We start from the raw sequence: 15,369 nt of genomic DNA on the forward strand, positions 1-15,369 counted from the left end.
TGGCGGCACCGGAACACCAGACAGCCGCAACCGGCAACCGTCAGAATCCGTCGCCGGACGGCGCGCGCACGAACGCGCAGAGTTGCGGCGAATGCGTATCGATCATCTGCTGGAACGGCGCGCGGTGCCCGTACGCAATGCCCGACACGAGCAGCAGGCAAACGGCCGCGACACGCGGCGAGAACGCGCGCTGACGCGCGCCGTCGTAGCCGCGCAGGAACACCAGCGCGACCAGCGCGCCGAGCATCCAGCCGACGACGACTTCCGGAACCGTGTGCGAGTGATCGAACACGCGCGCGATGGCCGTGACCGCGCCGACGGCGAGCCCGGCCGCGATGCCGGGCGCCTTGCCCGGCCGGAACGCCTGCCACAGCATCGACAGCGCGACCGTCCACACGGACGTCGACAGCATCGTATGGCCGCTGATCACGCGGAAATCGAATTGGGGAATTTCGATGCCGCACCCGGCATACAGGATCTTGGTTGCGCCGACGAGGCTCATGCCGGCGGCCAGCAGCACGACCCAGCGCACGGCGACGCGCCAGTCGGTCAGCGCCAGCCACGCCGCGCAGGTCAGCGCGATCGGCAAGGTCAGCGCGGCATCGCCGATGTTGCTGATTTCACTCCACATAACGGACTTCGGACGGCTATCGAAAGGCAGCAGTTTACCGCATGCGCGCAGCGCGTCTGTGTCGGCCTGTGACAGGCTGTATCAGCCCGCGACACCGGTGATCAGCAGCAGGTTCGTGCCGGTGATGACGACGAACAGCGCCCACGCGGCGACCTGCGTCCCGCGGCCGATCGCGTGTTGGCCCATCACCCTTCGATCGCTGACCGAGCGGATCAGCGGCCACATCGCGAACGGCAGCTGCAGGCTCAGCAGCACCTGGCTCCATACGAGCAGTTGCCCGACCGACCCGTCGCCGAGCCACAGCACGCCTATCAGCGCCGGCACGAGCGCGAGCCCGCGCGTGATCAGCCGGCGCTGGTAGCACGGGATCTTCGTGTGCAGGAAGCCGTCCATGATCACCTGGCCGGCGATCGTGCCGGTCAGCGTCGAGCTTTGCCCCGATGCGAGCAGCGCGATGCCGAACAGCAGCGCGGCCGCGCCGCCCGCGATCGGCGTGATCAGCTTGTAGGCCTGCTCGATGTCGGTCACGTTGTGCTGGCCCGTCGCGTGAAACGCCGCGCCCGCGACGATCAGGATCGCCGCATTGACGAGCATCGCGACGAACAGCGACACGCAGGTATCGATGCGCACCAGCGCCAGCGTGTCGCGAACCACGCCGCGCGCGCCGCCGACCACGTGCCGCGTCTGCACGACCGACGAATGCAGATACAGGTTGTGCGGCATGATCGTCGCGCCGACGATGCCGAGCGCGAGCACGATCGCGTCCTTGCGGTCGTGGCCCGGATCGCCGGGCACGAGCCCGCCGACCACCGCGTGCCAGTCGGGCGGCGTAATCGCGACCTGCGCGACGAAGCAGAAAGCCATCGTCGCGATCAGCCCGAGCACGATCGCCTCGATCTGCCGGAACCCCTTGCCCTGCAGGCCGAGCACGATCACCGTGTCGAGCGCGGTCAGCACGATCCCCCACGCGAGCGGCACGCCGAGCAGCAGCTTGAACGCAAGCGCGCAGCCGAGGACTTCCGCGATGTCGCACGCGATGATCGACACTTCGGCGGTGACCCACTGCACGATGCGGCCGAGCCGGCCGTAGCGGTCGTAGCTGGCCTGCGCGAGATCCCTGCCCGCGACGAGGCCGAGCCGCGCCGCGAGCATCTGCAGGAAGATCGCCGCGAGGCTCGAGAACGCGACGACCCACAGCAGCGAATAGCCGAACTGCGAGCCGGCCTGGATGTCGGTCGCCCAGTTGCCGGGATCCATGTAGCCGATCGCGACGAGCAGGCCGGGACCGAAAAAGCGCTTGAGCTTCTGCCAGCGCGGCGCGCCGGCGTCGATCGTGATGCTGCCCTTTACTTCCGACGGGCAGAAAGGGGCGGTGGCGGTAGTGGGGAGGAAGGGCATGGAAACCGGGAATCGAGATCGCGACAGGACGATTCTACGGGTATCCGCCCCGTTTTTTCCCGCGCGTCGACGCGCGCGCCGCAACTCGCCCCTCCGCCCTCGCAAAACGCGGCTGCAGGTCGGTCGTCCGCATCGCGCGACGCAGCATCGTGGCCAAGAATCCTTTCCCGCTCGGCGACGCGAAATTCCGTCGGCGACATCAGCAGGCGCTGGCGAAACAGCTTCGCGAGCCGCTCGCCGCTGCCGAACCCCGTGCGGCGCGCGACCTTGTCGGCCGGCAGCGTCGTATGGATCAGCATGTGGCACGCGCGCTCGAGCCGCACCTGCTGGACGAACGCGGTCGGCGTCACGCCGATCTCCTTCTTGAAGCGCCGCAGGAAATTGCGCTCGCTCATCGCGGCGGCCTGTGCGGCGTTCGCGATCGAGATGCGGTTCACGCTCTGCGCGCGCAGCCGCTGCGCCGACATCCGGATCGACGGGCTCGCGCTCAGTTCGCGAAACGCCCACATCGACTGCGCATAGCGCTGCTCGACCGGCCGCAGCATGTTGCTGGCGATCTCCTGCGCGGCGCTGTCGCCGAGATCGGCGCGGAACATGTCGAGCGCGGCGGCGAACACGTCGGTCTCGCCGGCCTGCAGTTCGACCGTCGCGGTTGCATGGCGCGCGGCCCGGCCGGGCCGCGCGTGGATCGCCGCCGACGGCCGCTGCGTGGCCGCGAGCGACGGCAGGTCCATCGCGTCGACGATCCAGCGCGCGTGCCGGCGAATGTCGGTCAGGCGACGCTGCAATGCGTCGTCCCAGTTGACGGCCGCGCGATCGCCGTGAAGATGAAAGAACGCGAGCGCACGACGGCCGTGCTCGTCGCCGAGCGGGTCGGCCGCGATGCTCACGCCGGACGACGACTGCAACAGTCCCCCGCTTTCGGATACGTACTTCAACTGGTAATCCGCACTGAGCGCATGCAGGCGATTCGCCAGATTGAAGGCTTCGCCGAGACGCGCGGCCTGGGCCAACGAAAACCCCGTACTCAAATAGATAACGACCCACCTCTGATCTGCTGCATTCACTGGCCAAGCCCCCGACTTGTTTCGACTTCTTCTAATACCGTCGAACTGTCAGGCTTATATTTGGTTTGAATGCGTGCGACAGGACGGCTATCCCGAAATATGAAGCGACGGCATCTTAGCCGAACGGGTAGCGCCTTTGGCGCGAAATGGCCGACGTGGACAGCATGATGGCGGATTACTACAGGCTGTCGCGGGCCGTTGATATGCAGGCACGGAATCGCACCTGTCGATACGGCCGATCGTTGCGGCCGTCATGCGTCACGATGCGCGCGTTTCGCTGCATTGCGCATCGGACGAAGCTGCGGCCGCGTATCGGTCCGAACGGCATCGACATGCATCGAACGCCATCGATCGGCGCGCACGAACACCCGCGTATCCGTTGCCTGCGCATCCTTTAGAATCGATCCACCGTTCACCACGCCACCCGCGCCCCGTGCCCGCCGATCACCGTCTCGACCTGAACCTGTTTCGCGTGCTCGACGCCGTCTACGTGCACGGCGGCATCGGCGCGGCCGCCCGCGCACTGCATCTCACGCAGCCTGCGGTTACGCACGCACTCAACCGGCTGCGCGCGCATTTCGACGATCCGCTGTTCGTGCGCCAGGGCAATCGCGTGGTGCCGACCGAACGCACGCGGTCGATCATCGCGGAAGTCCAGTTGCACCTGAAGGGCCTGCAAGGCACCGTGCGCGATCCGTCGGCATTCGATCCCGCGACGCTCGACCTGAGCATCGCGGTCGGCATTCGCGACGTGCTCGAATCGATCGCGCTGCCGCGGATCGTCGCCGCGTTCGCCGACGAAGCGCCGGGCCTGCGGCTCGTGAGCCGCCGCATCGCGGTGCCCGACATCGAGCGCGAACTCGCATCGGGCAATCTCGATCTCGCGATCGAGCGTCGCGTGCAGACGGGCCCGCGCATTGCAACCGAGCACCTGCTCGACGATTCGCTCGTTATCGCGCTGCGCCGCGATCATCCGCTCGCGCGCGACCCGCTGCGGCGCGGCGACTATTTCGCGGCGCGGCATATCGCGGTGTCGTCGTTCGGCGAACCGCAATCGCTCGACGTATTGCTCGGCAGCGACGGGCGCTTCCGCGATATCCGGCTCACCTGCCAGCACTATTTCGCCGCTTGCCAGATCGCCGCGACCGGCGACCTGCTGGTCACGCTGCCGCACACCTATGCGCTGCGGATGGCTGCGCTGCTGCCGATCGTCGTGCGGCCGCTGCCGCTGCGGCTCAAGCCGTTCCCGCTGCTCGCGTACTGGCACGAATCGCGCGACACCGATCGCGCGCACCAGTGGGTGCGCGAACGCATCGCCGCGCTCGTGCGCAGCAGCGCGAGCGTCGCCGACGCGTAACCACGCTGCGTACGCCGTTACGATCGAAACGGTATGCTGACGGATTCGCGCCGCCATGCGGCGCCCGCTTCCTTCTTCCCGCTTACCGGAGCCTTGCCATGTCGCTCATCCATGCCGCCGCCGTCCTCGATGCCGACGCGCCCGATTACGTCGTCCAGCTGCAGGCCGGCACGCATGCGCTGACCGGCGACGAAGCACCGCGCGAAGGCGGCCAGGATCGCGGGCCGGCACCGTACGAGTTCGTGCTTGCCGGTCTCGCGCAATGCACGGCCGCGACGCTGCGCATGTACATGCAGCGCAAGTCGTGGCCGGCTGCGCGCATCGACGTGCGTACTGAGCTCCATGCCGATCGCGAAGGCGTGCAATACGTGCGCCGCGTCGTGACGCTCGACGGCCCGCTCGACGACGCGCAACGCCAGCGCCTCGCGGAAATCTGCGAGAAGACGCCGGTGACGCAGTTCATCAAGCGCGGTACGCGGATCGAGACGACGTTGAACTGACACGGGCGGTGTGCGGTGTGCGGTGTGCTGCACACGCGATCGCCGCCCCAAAAAACAAAACGGGCGGGCCGCGCACGATGCGCGGCCCGCCCGTCCATCGATACAGCCAGCGCTTACAGTCCGAGCGCGGACAGGTCCAGCTTGCCGTCCTTCATCGGCGGGCACCAGAAATACGCACCCGTCAGCGGCCGCGTGAAGCGGAACAGGCCGTCGACGATCCCGTCGTCCGCGCCGCTCATGCGGCGCATCTGCACGTCGAACGCGCGGAACGAGCAGCCGAACGCAACGAAATAGAGGCCCGCGCGACGCGCGTCCGACCACGGCGACGAACGGCGCAGCATGAATGCCTCCGGCTCGAAGCTTTCCTGGGCGGTGCGTTTCACGTGCGCGAACTCGGGCGCATCGTCGAGTTCCTCGTTGTCCGAGCGGCGGCGCCCGATGATGTTGTCCATGTCGCCCGACGGAATGCGCTCCATCTGGTCGAAGTCGTGCAGCCACTGCTGGACCGCGACGAAGCTCGAACCGTCGAGCCCCGCGCCCTGCCCCGCCACGATCGCCGCCGCGAGCGCGTCGTCGCCGATCGGGTTCTCGGTGCCGTCCTCGTAGCCGGACAGGTCGCGGTCGTTCGAATAGCGGAAGCCGTCGACGGCGTCCTGCAGCGCGAACGCCGGCGCCAGCGCGCGTTCGATCGCCCGCGCGCGCAGCACGATCTCGCCGCGATCGTCGGCGCGCAGCCAGACCCACACGTCGGCCGGCGTCGCCGGCAGCGTGCGGTCCTTCACCGCGAACGCCGGATAGCCGGTCAGGCCCGGAACCGGGCGCCCGAGGTGCGCCGCCAGCGCCTGTCCGAAACCGACGACCGTATCGCGCCCGTCGACGATCTCGCGCAGCGCGGCCAGTGCCGCCGCTACATTGCCGTCATTCGAAATCGTGAAAGTGAGGTATCGGGCCGCCGTGTCGATCGGAGCCAGGATGCCTTGCTGAACGTCGCTCATCGTTTCCTCAAGAGTGTATCGGGGGTGAATCCGGGAGGGCCGCATCGGCCGGCCGCACGTCGTGCCGGGCGCGCCGGGACGCACGCGCCGTCGCGTGCCGCGAACGTCGAAGTGTAATCGATGCGCCCGCCGGCCCCTGCGCCGCCGCTTCGCGGAAAGCCCCGAAAAAGAAGGGCCGGAACCCTGAATACTAACCGTATCGACGCCGCAACGCCGCATTCGTCAGACGTTGCAGCGTGCAGAACACTACTGATAGAATCTTTACACGTCTTTTCGGCGTCCTTTCAACCGTTCACTTCAGGGGAGGTGCAGATGTTCCGAATGCCAGCAGCCTTCCCGAACGTGGTCCCACGGCGCAGCTGATCCAGCCCGCCGTCCGCGCCGGCTCCCGAGTTTTCCGCTAACCCGTCAGCCGCGCTTTTCCCGACAGCCCGTTTCGTTCCGCCCGCGTTTTCCACGCGGCCCGGCTGTTGCGTTTTCGACGTTCTCCGAACCGGAAAGTCCCGTCGCGCGATGCGCCGGGCAACGATAAATGACCAGAAAAACCTCCCATCTGGGCGGCCACGCATTCAAGGCCGTCTTCGGCTTCACCATCCGCTACTGGCGCAAGCAGCCGGCGCGCATCGCCACGGTCGCGACCTTCGCACTGCTCGCCGCGCTCGCCGACGTGCTCACGCCGCTGTTCGCCGGCCGCCTCGTCGACGCGCTGTCGACCGGCCTGACCGACCGCGCCGCCGCATGGCATTCGGCCGTCGTCGCGTTCGGCACGCTCGCCGCGCTCGGCATCGGCGCGACGGTGCTGCGGCAAGGCGTCTACCTGAACATCATCACGCTCACGCTGAAGATGATGAGCGAGATCGCCGCCGCATCGTTCCACCGCGTGCAGCGCTTCTCGACCGACTGGCACGCGAACAGCTTCGCGGGTTCGACCGTGCGCAAGATCACGCGCGGCATCTGGGCGCTCGACCTGTTGAACGACACCGTGCTGATCGCGCTGCTGCCGTCGGTCACGATGCTGGTCGGCGCAACCGTGCTGCTCGGCACGCACTGGCCCGTGATGGGGCTCGTCGTCGGCGCGGGTTCGCTGCTGTACATCGCGGTGACGGTCGCCGTGTCGCTCGGCATCGTCGCGCCGGCCGCGCGGCTCGGCAACCTGTGGGATACGCGCATGGGCGGCGCGCTCGCCGACGCGGTGAGCTGCAACGCGGTCGTCAAGGCGTTCGGCGCGGAAACGCGCGAGGAAGCGCGGCTTGCGCGCGTGATCGGCAAGTGGCGGCAGCGCACGCGCCGCACCTGGGTGCGCGGCACGTTGAACGGCGGGCTGCAGGGCGCGATGCTCGTCGCGATGCAGGCCGCGATGATCGGCGTCGCGCTGCGGCTGTGGGCGAACGATGAGGCGAGCGTCGGCGACATCGCGTTCGCGCTGACGATGTTCTTCATGCTGCAGGGTTACCTGCGCGACGTCGGCATGCACATCCGCAACCTGCAGCGTTCGGTGAACGACATGGAAGAACTCGTCGCGCTCGAACGCCAGCCGCTCGGCATCGACGATCGCCCCGGCGCGCCGGCCATCCGGATCGGGCAAGGCGAGATCCGCTTCGAGCACGTGACGTTCCGCTACGGCAACCACCCGGTGCCGCTGTACGACGATTTCTCGATGCGGATCGCGCCCGGCGAGCGCGTGGGCCTCGTCGGCCACTCGGGGTCGGGCAAGACGACGTTCATCAAGCTGATCCAGCGCCTGTACGACGTGTCGGGCGGCCGCATCACGATCGACGGCCAGGACATCGCGCGCGTGCGGCAGGATTCGCTGCGCAGCCAGATCGCGATCGTCCAGCAGGAGCCCGTGCTGTTCCACCGCACGCTCGCGGAGAACATCGCGTATGCACGCCCCGACGCGAGTCGTGCGGACATCGAGCGCGCCGCGCGTCTCGCCAGCGCGCACGATTTCATCGCCACGCTGCCGGACGGTTATGACACGCTCGTCGGCGAACGCGGGATCAAGCTGTCGGGCGGCGAACGCCAGCGCGTCGCGATCGCGCGCGCGTTCCTCGCCGATGCGCCGATCCTGATCCTCGACGAAGCGACGTCGAGCCTCGACAGCGAAAGCGAGCTGCTGATCCAGCAGGCGATGGAGCGGCTGATGGTCGGCCGCACGACGCTCGTCGTCGCGCACCGGCTGTCGACCGTGCGCGCGCTCGACCGGCTGCTCGTGCTCGATCGCGGCAAGGTGATCGAGGAAGGCAGCCACGACGCGCTGATCCGCATCGACGGCGGCATCTACCGCCGGCTGTTCGAGCGGCAGGCGCTGGAACTCGCGAAGGGGCTGATCGATTCGCCGCGGCGCATGGCGGACGACAACGCCGGGCCGCAGGGCGAGCCGGCGGAGGCATAACGAAAGCGTGTCTCGATGCGGCCCGGCGGTGGGCTCATCACCGCCGGACCGTGTCGATCCGACCGGATTCGGATCGAGGCCGTGCCACGTGCACGGCCTTTTTTGCGTCCGCGAATATCGCCGGCCGCCCCTGAGCCGCGCGCCGCCGCGTCGCCTTTTCCGGGATCACTTATCATGTCGACCAGGAAATTTGTGACGAGGGTTCGACCATGTTTACAGGCATCGTGCAGGGCGTTGGCGTCATCAAGGCCATCAAGGATCACGGGGAGCTGAGAACCTTCAGCATCGAATTCCCCGAGCGGTTTACCGACGACATCGAGATCGGCGCCAGCGTCTCGGTCGACGGCGTGTGCCTGACGGTGACGACCATCCATTCGCCGGAGCTGATCGACTTCGACGTGATGTTGCCGAGCCTGAAAATCACCACGCTGGCCGACCTGGCGACAGGCGCGCGGATCAACGTGGAGCGGGCCGCGAAGGACGGCGCGGAAATCGGCGGGCATCCGCTGTCCGGCCACGTCGACTTCCCGGGGACCATCCTGCACATCGCATCGTCCGAGCACAACCGGATGATTCGCATCGGCGTTCCCGCCGAATTCAAACGATATGTTTTCGCGAAGGGCTATATCGCGATCAACGGCTGCAGCCTCACCGTTTCGGACGTCAATCGCGACGAAGGCTGGTTTGAAATCTGGCTGATCCCGGAAACGCGACGCGCGACGACCTTCGATGCGAAGGGCATCAACGACAAGGTCAACATCGAGATCGAGCGCAGCACGCAGGTCGTCGTGGATACGATCCGGGAATCGGTCAAGGAAACGCTCGGCGAATTGACCGGTATCGTCACGACGCTGCTGGCGGAAAAAGGCGTCGATATCGAGGAACTGCTGGCGCGCAATGTCGCGCAACTGCCGAAGAAGTAACGTAAGCCGGCGTACCGGGTGATCCGCCGGATCACCTGGTACCGGCTTCCGTCGGCAAACACCTCGACCCACGGTTCCGCCTCACTCCGCCTCGGCCTGCGCCCCCTTCCCCACCGCCACGCGCTGCGCGCGATAGATCCCCGCGTGCCCCGAAAACAGATACGCGACGACGCACGCGACGATCGCATACACGCCGATATCCGCGCCGAACAGTTCGATCGCCATGATCGTCGACGCGATCGGCGTGTTGGCCGCGCCCGCGAACACCGCGACGAAGCCGAGCCCCGCGAGCACGGGCACCGGCAGCGCCAGCACCTGGCCGAGTGCGTTGCCGAGCGTCGCACCGATGTAGAACAGCGGCGTCACCTCGCCGCCCTTGAACCCCGACGCCAGCGTGACGACGGTGAACGCGAACTTACCCGCGAAATCGTAGAGCGGCAGCGGTCCGTGAAACGCGGCCTCGATCGTCGGAATGCCGAGACCGAGGTACTGCGGCACGTTCAGCACGGTGGCCGCCGCCGCGACCAGCAGGCCGCCTAGCACCGGCCGCAGCGGCGCATAGCGGATAACGCGCCGGAACCCCGCGGTCAGCGCATGCGTCGCATACGCGAACAGCCGGCCGACGACGCCGAACGCAATGCCCGCGACGACCGTCACGGCCAGCCCCGTCGCCGACACGGCCGGCACGAACGGAATCGCATAGGCTGTGTGATGCACACCCCACGCGCGGCACACGACGTCCGCGACGATCGCCGACGCGACACAGGTCAGCAGCGCGTCGTACCGCACGCGACCGATCGCAAGCACCTCGAGCCCGAACACGGCACCCGCGAGCGGCGTGCCGAACACCGACGCGAAACCGGCCGCGATGCCGCCCATCAGCAGCACGCGACGATGCTCGCGATCGAGGCGGAACACCTGCGTGACGCGATCGGCAAGCGCGCCGCCCATCTGCACGGCGGTGCCCTCGCGGCCGGCCGAGCCGCCGAACAGGTGCGTGACGACGGTCGCGACGAGCACGAGCGGCGCCATCCGCTTGGGCACGAGCGCCTTCGGGTCGTGGATTTCGTCGATCAGCAGGTTGTTGCCGCGCGCGACCGACTGGCCGAAACGATGGTAGATCCACCCGGTCGCGAAACCGGCGGCCGGTAGCCCCCACAGCAGCCACGGATGCGCGACGCGCGTGCCGGTCGCCCAATCGAGCGCGATCAGGAACAGCGCGGATGCCGTGCCGGCCAGCGCGCCGAGCAGGGCCGAAAGCGCGAGCCAGCGGCACACGTAGCGCACGGTCGCGAGAAGATCGGCAGAAGTCGTGAAAAACATGATTTCCAGATTCGACAGAACATCAAAACCTGGGCGGCAGAATACCGCATGGACGGCCTGCGACCTCCTGACAACCCAGGAACACGCAGGCATCATCAGCCGGGCAAACCGGCGGTTGAGGGCCGCACCGCGCGCAACGCGCCGCAACGACCGCAGGGAGGCATGCCATCTCCGCAGGCCGCGATTGTACGCGAGTACGCGACGCCGCGCATCGCATGCAATGCAACGCCGGCGCACCGGGCCGGAACGGCGTCGCGCTCCCCGACGCGCCGTCAGTCGCGCGGCGCGCGCGCGATGCGCGAAATCAGCTGCGGCGCGATCCGCTCGAGCGGCAGGATCGCCGATGCCGCACCGATCGCAGCGGCCGCCTTCGGCATCCCGTAGACGGCGCTGGTCGCCTCGTCCTGCGCGATCGTATAGCAGCCTTTCGCGCGCATTGCCTTCAGGCCGAGCGCGCCATCGCGCCCCATGCCCGTCAGCAGCACGCCGAGCGCTTCGCCCTGCCAGCCGTCGGCGACGCTGTTGAAGAACACGTCGATCGACGGCCGGTACGGCGTCTCCACCGGATGCCGCGTATAGCCGAGCACGCCACGCGGCGACAGGTACAGGTGATCGTCGGTCGCCGCGAGCAGCACCTCGCCGGCCTGCGGCACGCTGCCCTGCCGCGCGACGCGCACGGGCAGCCGCGTATAGCCGTCGAGCCATTCGGCCATCCCGAGCGCGAACGCCTGGTCGACGTGCTGGACGATCACGATCGCAGCCGGGAAATCGGCCGGCAGCGCGCGCAGCAGCGCAGTGAGCGCGGTCGGCCCGCCCGCCGACGCGCCGATCGCGACGAGCGTCGGCTGGCCGCGCGCGGGCGTCGGCCCCGGCGGCACGAGCGCCGCGGTGCGGCTTTCGAGCAGCCGGCCGATCTGGTCGATCTTCGCGAGCAGCGCCTGCGCCGACGCGTCGGTCGACAGCCCCAGCGCAAGCGTCGGCGTGTCGACCGCGTCGAGCGCGCCCGCGCCCATCGCCTCGTAAACCGACGACGTGTTCGCGCTGACGCTGACCGTCACGATCAGGATCGCGCACGGCGTGCGCGCCATGATCTGCCGCGTCGCCGCCACGCCGTCGACCTTCGGCATCACGAGATCCATCAGCACGAGATCGGGCGGATGCGCGATACAGAAATCCACGGCCTCGTCGCCGTCGGTCGCGACCCACAGCACGCGGTGGTCCGGCCGCAGCGCGAGCACGCGGCGCAGCGCCTCCACGGCCAGCGGCAGGTCGTTGACGATGCCGATGTTCATCCGCGCGCGCCCCCGATCAGGTCGTGCACGGCATCGAGCAGCGCCTCGTCGTGAAAGCTGCTCTTCGCGAGGTAGTAGTCGGCGCCGGCATCGAGCCCGCGGCGGCGATCCTCGTCGCGATCCTTGTACGACACGATCATCACCGGCACGCGCTTGAGCATCGGATCGCCCTTGATCAGCGTGACGAGTTCGATGCCGTCCATGCGCGGCATGTCGACATCCGTGACGACGAGATCGAACGCATCGCTGCGCACCGCGTTCCAGCCGTCCATCCCGTCGACCGCGACCGTCACGTCGTAGCCGCGCTTTTCCAGCAGCTTGCGTTCGAGCTCGCGCACCGTCAGCGAATCGTCGACGACGAGCACGCGGCGGCGCCGGTCGGCGAGCGCGAGCTGCGGGTCGCGCGTGAGCCGCGCGAGCTGCCCGCCGCGCACGAGCTTGTCGACCGAGCGGATCAGGTCCTCGACGTCGACGATCAGCACGGGGTCGCCGTTCTCGAGCAGCGCGCCGGCCGCGATGTTCTGGATCTTGTGCAGGCGACTGTCGAGCGGCTGCACGACGAGCATCCGTTCGCCGAGGAAGCGGTCGACCGCGACGCCGTACAGCTCGGGTTCGCCGCCGACGACCACGACCGCCGTGCTCGCGCGCGCCGCGTCGGGCTCGCCCGCGTCGAGCAACTGGTGCGCGGCGACGAGGCCCGCGCGCCGGCCGTCGAACGGAAAATGCGGCTGCCCTTCGAGCACGTCGATGTCGTCATGCGCGAGCTCGAGCGTGCGGCGCACGTGCGCGAGCGGGAACGCATACGGTTCGCCGCCGACTTCGACGAGCAGGCTGCGGATCACCGACAGCGTGAGCGGCAACTGCAGCACGAAGCGCATGCCCGCGCCCGGCTCGTTGAAGATCCGCACCGCGCCGCGTACGCCGCGCACCATCTCCTGCACCGCGTCGAGGCCGACGCCGCGACCCGACACGTCGGTCACCGCATCACGCATCGAGAAACCCGGCAGCAGCAGGAATTCGAGCAGCTCGGGATCGGACAGCCGCGCGGCCGTCTCGTCGTCGGTCAGGCGCTGGCGCACGACGGCCGCACGCAGCGCGTCCATGTCGACGCCCGGCCCGTCGTCGATCACGCTGACGAGCAGCGAGCCGGCGCTATGGCGCGCCTCCAGCGTCACGCTCGCCTCGGCCTGCTTGCCGCGCGCGAGCCGCGCGTCGGGCGACTCGACACCGTGGTCGATCGCGTTGCGCAGCAGGTGGCCGAGCGGCGCGTCGAGCAGGTCGAGGATGTCGCGGTCGACCTGCGTGCCCTCGCCGACGATCGAGAAGCGCACCTGCTTGCCGAGCGAACGCGCGAGATCGCGGACGATGCGCGGATACGCACGCGTCGCATCGCCGAACGGCCGCATCCGGCATTGCAGCGCCTCGTCGTAAAGCTGCTCGGCGATATGCGTGCTGCGCCGCTCGAAACGGTCGAATTCGTCCATGCGCTCCGCGAGCGACCGCTGCAGGTCGTTGAGCATGTGCCGCACTTCGTTCATCGACGCGAGCATGCCCGAGTCGAGATCGTCGGCGAACTGTTCGTACATCAAATCGAGCGAACGGGCGGCGTCGCGCTGCGCGCGCTTCACGCGCAGCATCGATTCTGCGAACGGCTTGAGCCAGCGCGACTCGACCAGCGATTCGCCCGACAGGCTCAGCAGCCGGTTCAGCGTATCGGCGCGCACGCGGCGCATCGCGCCGGCGCCGGCCACGCGGCCGGCCTGGACCGGATCGGGCACCGTGCCCGACACCGCGAGCGGCGGCATCGTGGCGCCGGCCCCGACGGGCTCGTTCGCGGCGCCGTCGTGCTCGCGATACGGCGCGACTGGCGGCGGCACGCCGGCTGCCGGTATCGTCTGCGCGGCATCGGCGCCCGTCAGTGCCGCCGCGAACACGTCGATCTCGGTCGACGTCACGGGCTGCCCCTGCGGATCGCCGACGCGCACCAGCAGGTCGACGCCGGCGAGCAGCACGTCGACGTGCGTGGCCGTCAGCGCGATCGTGCCGGCCTGCGCGGCGACGAAGCATTCCTCCATCCGCCCCGCGATGTCGACGCCGAGCGGCACGCCGACGATGCGCGCGGCGCCCTTCAGCGAATGCGCGGCACGCATGCACGCCTCGAGCGCGACGGAATCGGGCTCGCCCGATTCGAGCGCGAGCAAGCGCTCGGACAGCGCCTGGGTCTGCGTGCGCGTCTCCTCGCGATACAGCTCGAGCAGCGACAGGTGGCTCAGATCGTCATCGCCGCTCATCGCATGCTCCGTGTCACGGCGTCGAACAGGCGATCGTCGTCGAGCAGGCCCACCGACTTGCCGCGCCACGACAGCACGCCGCGCGACAGGCCGGCGCTCGCGCGCCCGACCGTTGCCGGCACGGGCACCCAGTCGGATGCGCCGAAGCGCAGCACGCCCTCGACTTCGTCGACTGGAAACACGACCGGATCGCCCTGGTGCGCGGCCACCAGCAGCCGCGTGAAACGGCCGTCGCCACTGCCGCTGCCGCCCTTGCCGGCATCGAGGCCGAGCAGCGCGCCGATCGAGATCGCGATGCGCAGCGTGCCGCGGATGTTGACCACGCCGCGCACGGCCGAATTGCGGCGATGCGGCAGCGAATGGATCGGACGGGTGCCGGCGATCTCGCGCAGCACGCCGATCGGCAACGCGAGCCATTCGTTGGCCACGCGAAACGCCAGCGCCGCGTGGCGCGTATCGCCGCCGTCGCGCACGCGGGTGGTGCCGAACGCGCTCATCCGGCGTGTCGCGTCGGCCATCTCGACATCACCGAGCGGTCGCTCGAGCAGCTTCGCCGCGTGATACGCATAGACCGGGCAGTTCAGGCAGCGCTGGCAGTCGGCCAGTCGCTCGCACGAGCGGTCGCCGCGCGTGCCGATCCGGTTCCAGCAATCGTCGACGTCGATCGTCGTATCGTCAGTGGCAGCGGCGTCGCGGTTCATGGATTCCTCTGGTCATCGCGGTGTCGGTCCCAATCCCGTATTCGTGTCAGCCGGCCGAGCGTCGTGCCCGCTCGAGCAGCCATTGCGCGCCCGCGCGATCGCCGCCGACGTCGAGCAGCATCGCGAGATGGGTCAGCGCCTCGTGGTGCGTGGGCCGCAGATACAGCGCCTTCCGGTAGAAGACGCCGGCTTCCGCGGCGCGCCCGCGCGCATCCGCGATCAGCCCGTTCAGGTAGAACGCATCGGCATGCGGCCCGACTCGCGCCGAGAACTGCGCGAGCACGCGCTCGGCCTCGTCGAACGCACCGGCGTTCGCGAGCGCCTGCGCATCCTCGAGCGTCGGTGCGACGCCTTCGGCGACCGGCGCGGACGCTTCGGCCGTCGCCACCGACGGATCGGCCCGTGCGTCGAACGCGGCCGCGCGCACGGCCGGCGGTGGCGCCGCGAACGGCTGCGGCCCGTCGCCGAGCCAGGCCGGCGGCGCGACGGCCAGCAC

The 15,369-nt window shown here is 68.9% G+C and carries 12 protein-coding genes, 1 pseudogene and 1 riboswitch; of the genes and pseudogenes, 4 read left to right on the forward strand and 9 right to left on the reverse strand.

What is annotated here, in order from left to right:
* Window positions 1-40: 40 nt before the first annotated feature.
* From OEJ37_RS34180 to OEJ37_RS34190, 3 genes are all read right to left on the reverse strand, one after another.
* On the reverse strand, window positions 41-631 hold the full coding sequence (locus OEJ37_RS34180; protein WP_174418455.1) for a phosphatase PAP2 family protein: 591 nt from the start codon (window positions 629-631) through the stop codon (window positions 41-43).
* An 81-nt stretch (window positions 632-712) separates the two neighbouring features.
* Window positions 713-2,029, reverse strand: a complete 1,317-nt coding sequence (locus OEJ37_RS34185; protein ID WP_174418456.1) for an Nramp family divalent metal transporter — start codon at window positions 2,027-2,029, stop codon at window positions 713-715.
* Window positions 1,978-3,042: a helix-turn-helix domain-containing protein gene (locus OEJ37_RS34190; protein ID WP_263349411.1), complete on the reverse strand. Its 1,065-nt coding sequence runs from the start codon at window positions 3,040-3,042 to the stop codon at window positions 1,978-1,980. Before OEJ37_RS34190 ends, OEJ37_RS34185 begins: the two co-directional genes overlap by 52 nt.
* A 487-nt stretch (window positions 3,043-3,529) precedes the next feature.
* Here OEJ37_RS34190 and OEJ37_RS34195 point away from each other — a divergent pair, with 487 nt between their 5' ends.
* Complete coding sequence (locus tag OEJ37_RS34195) at window positions 3,530-4,453, forward strand: LysR family transcriptional regulator (RefSeq protein ID WP_263349412.1); 924 nt, start codon at window positions 3,530-3,532, stop codon at window positions 4,451-4,453.
* Window positions 4,454-4,551: 98 nt separating this feature from the next.
* Entirely contained in the window at window positions 4,552-4,953 is a 402-nt protein-coding gene (locus tag OEJ37_RS34200) for an OsmC family protein (RefSeq protein WP_175917638.1), read from the forward strand.
* Window positions 4,954-5,066: 113 nt separating this feature from the next.
* On the opposite strand, the gene OEJ37_RS34205 is transcribed toward OEJ37_RS34200, so the two are convergent.
* The gene (locus tag OEJ37_RS34205; RefSeq protein ID WP_263349413.1) at window positions 5,067-5,948 is read right to left on the reverse strand and encodes a Dyp-type peroxidase; all 882 of its coding nucleotides are present in this window, start codon (window positions 5,946-5,948) and stop codon (window positions 5,067-5,069) included.
* 532 nt (window positions 5,949-6,480) lie between these two features.
* On the opposite strand from OEJ37_RS34205, the gene OEJ37_RS34210 reads away from it, so the two are divergent.
* Together OEJ37_RS34210 and OEJ37_RS34215 are read left to right on the forward strand one after the other, a co-directional pair.
* Entirely contained in the window at window positions 6,481-8,343 is a 1,863-nt protein-coding gene (locus tag OEJ37_RS34210) for an ABC transporter ATP-binding protein (protein ID WP_263349414.1), read from the forward strand.
* A gap of 209 nt (window positions 8,344-8,552) precedes the next feature.
* Window positions 8,553-9,266 carry a riboflavin synthase subunit alpha gene (locus OEJ37_RS34215; protein ID WP_174421463.1) on the forward strand — a complete coding sequence of 238 codons (714 nt, stop codon included), beginning with the start codon at window positions 8,553-8,555 and terminating at the stop codon, window positions 9,264-9,266.
* Window positions 9,267-9,347: 81 nt separating this feature from the next.
* On the opposite strand, the gene OEJ37_RS34220 is transcribed toward OEJ37_RS34215, so the two are convergent.
* The 5 genes and pseudogenes from OEJ37_RS34220 to OEJ37_RS34240 all read right to left on the reverse strand — a co-directional run.
* Complete coding sequence (locus tag OEJ37_RS34220) at window positions 9,348-10,589, reverse strand: voltage-gated chloride channel family protein (RefSeq protein ID WP_263349415.1); 1,242 nt, start codon at window positions 10,587-10,589, stop codon at window positions 9,348-9,350.
* 79 nt (window positions 10,590-10,668) lie between these two features.
* Window positions 10,669-10,771, reverse strand: a riboswitch (Fluoride riboswitch).
* 90 nt (window positions 10,772-10,861) lie between these two features.
* The gene (locus OEJ37_RS34225) at window positions 10,862-11,881 is read right to left on the reverse strand and encodes a chemotaxis response regulator protein-glutamate methylesterase (RefSeq protein WP_175917635.1); all 1,020 of its coding nucleotides are present in this window, start codon (window positions 11,879-11,881) and stop codon (window positions 10,862-10,864) included.
* Window positions 11,878-14,172: a hybrid sensor histidine kinase/response regulator gene (locus OEJ37_RS34230; RefSeq protein WP_174421466.1), complete on the reverse strand. Its 2,295-nt coding sequence runs from the start codon at window positions 14,170-14,172 to the stop codon at window positions 11,878-11,880. Before OEJ37_RS34230 ends, OEJ37_RS34225 begins: the two co-directional genes overlap by 4 nt.
* Window positions 14,169-14,873 (reverse strand): chemotaxis protein CheW, encoded by a 705-nt coding sequence (locus tag OEJ37_RS34235; protein WP_174421467.1) that lies wholly within the window; start codon window positions 14,871-14,873, stop codon window positions 14,169-14,171. The genes OEJ37_RS34230 and OEJ37_RS34235 overlap by 4 nt, the downstream gene beginning before the upstream one ends.
* Window positions 14,874-14,919: 46 nt before the next feature.
* Window positions 14,920-15,369, reverse strand: a pseudogene (locus OEJ37_RS34240) (MCP methyltransferase); the annotation flags it as partial.

Source organism: Burkholderia sp. BKH01 (assembly GCF_025685725.1).
Taxonomy (GTDB): domain Bacteria; phylum Pseudomonadota; class Gammaproteobacteria; order Burkholderiales; family Burkholderiaceae; genus Burkholderia; species Burkholderia pyrrocinia_C.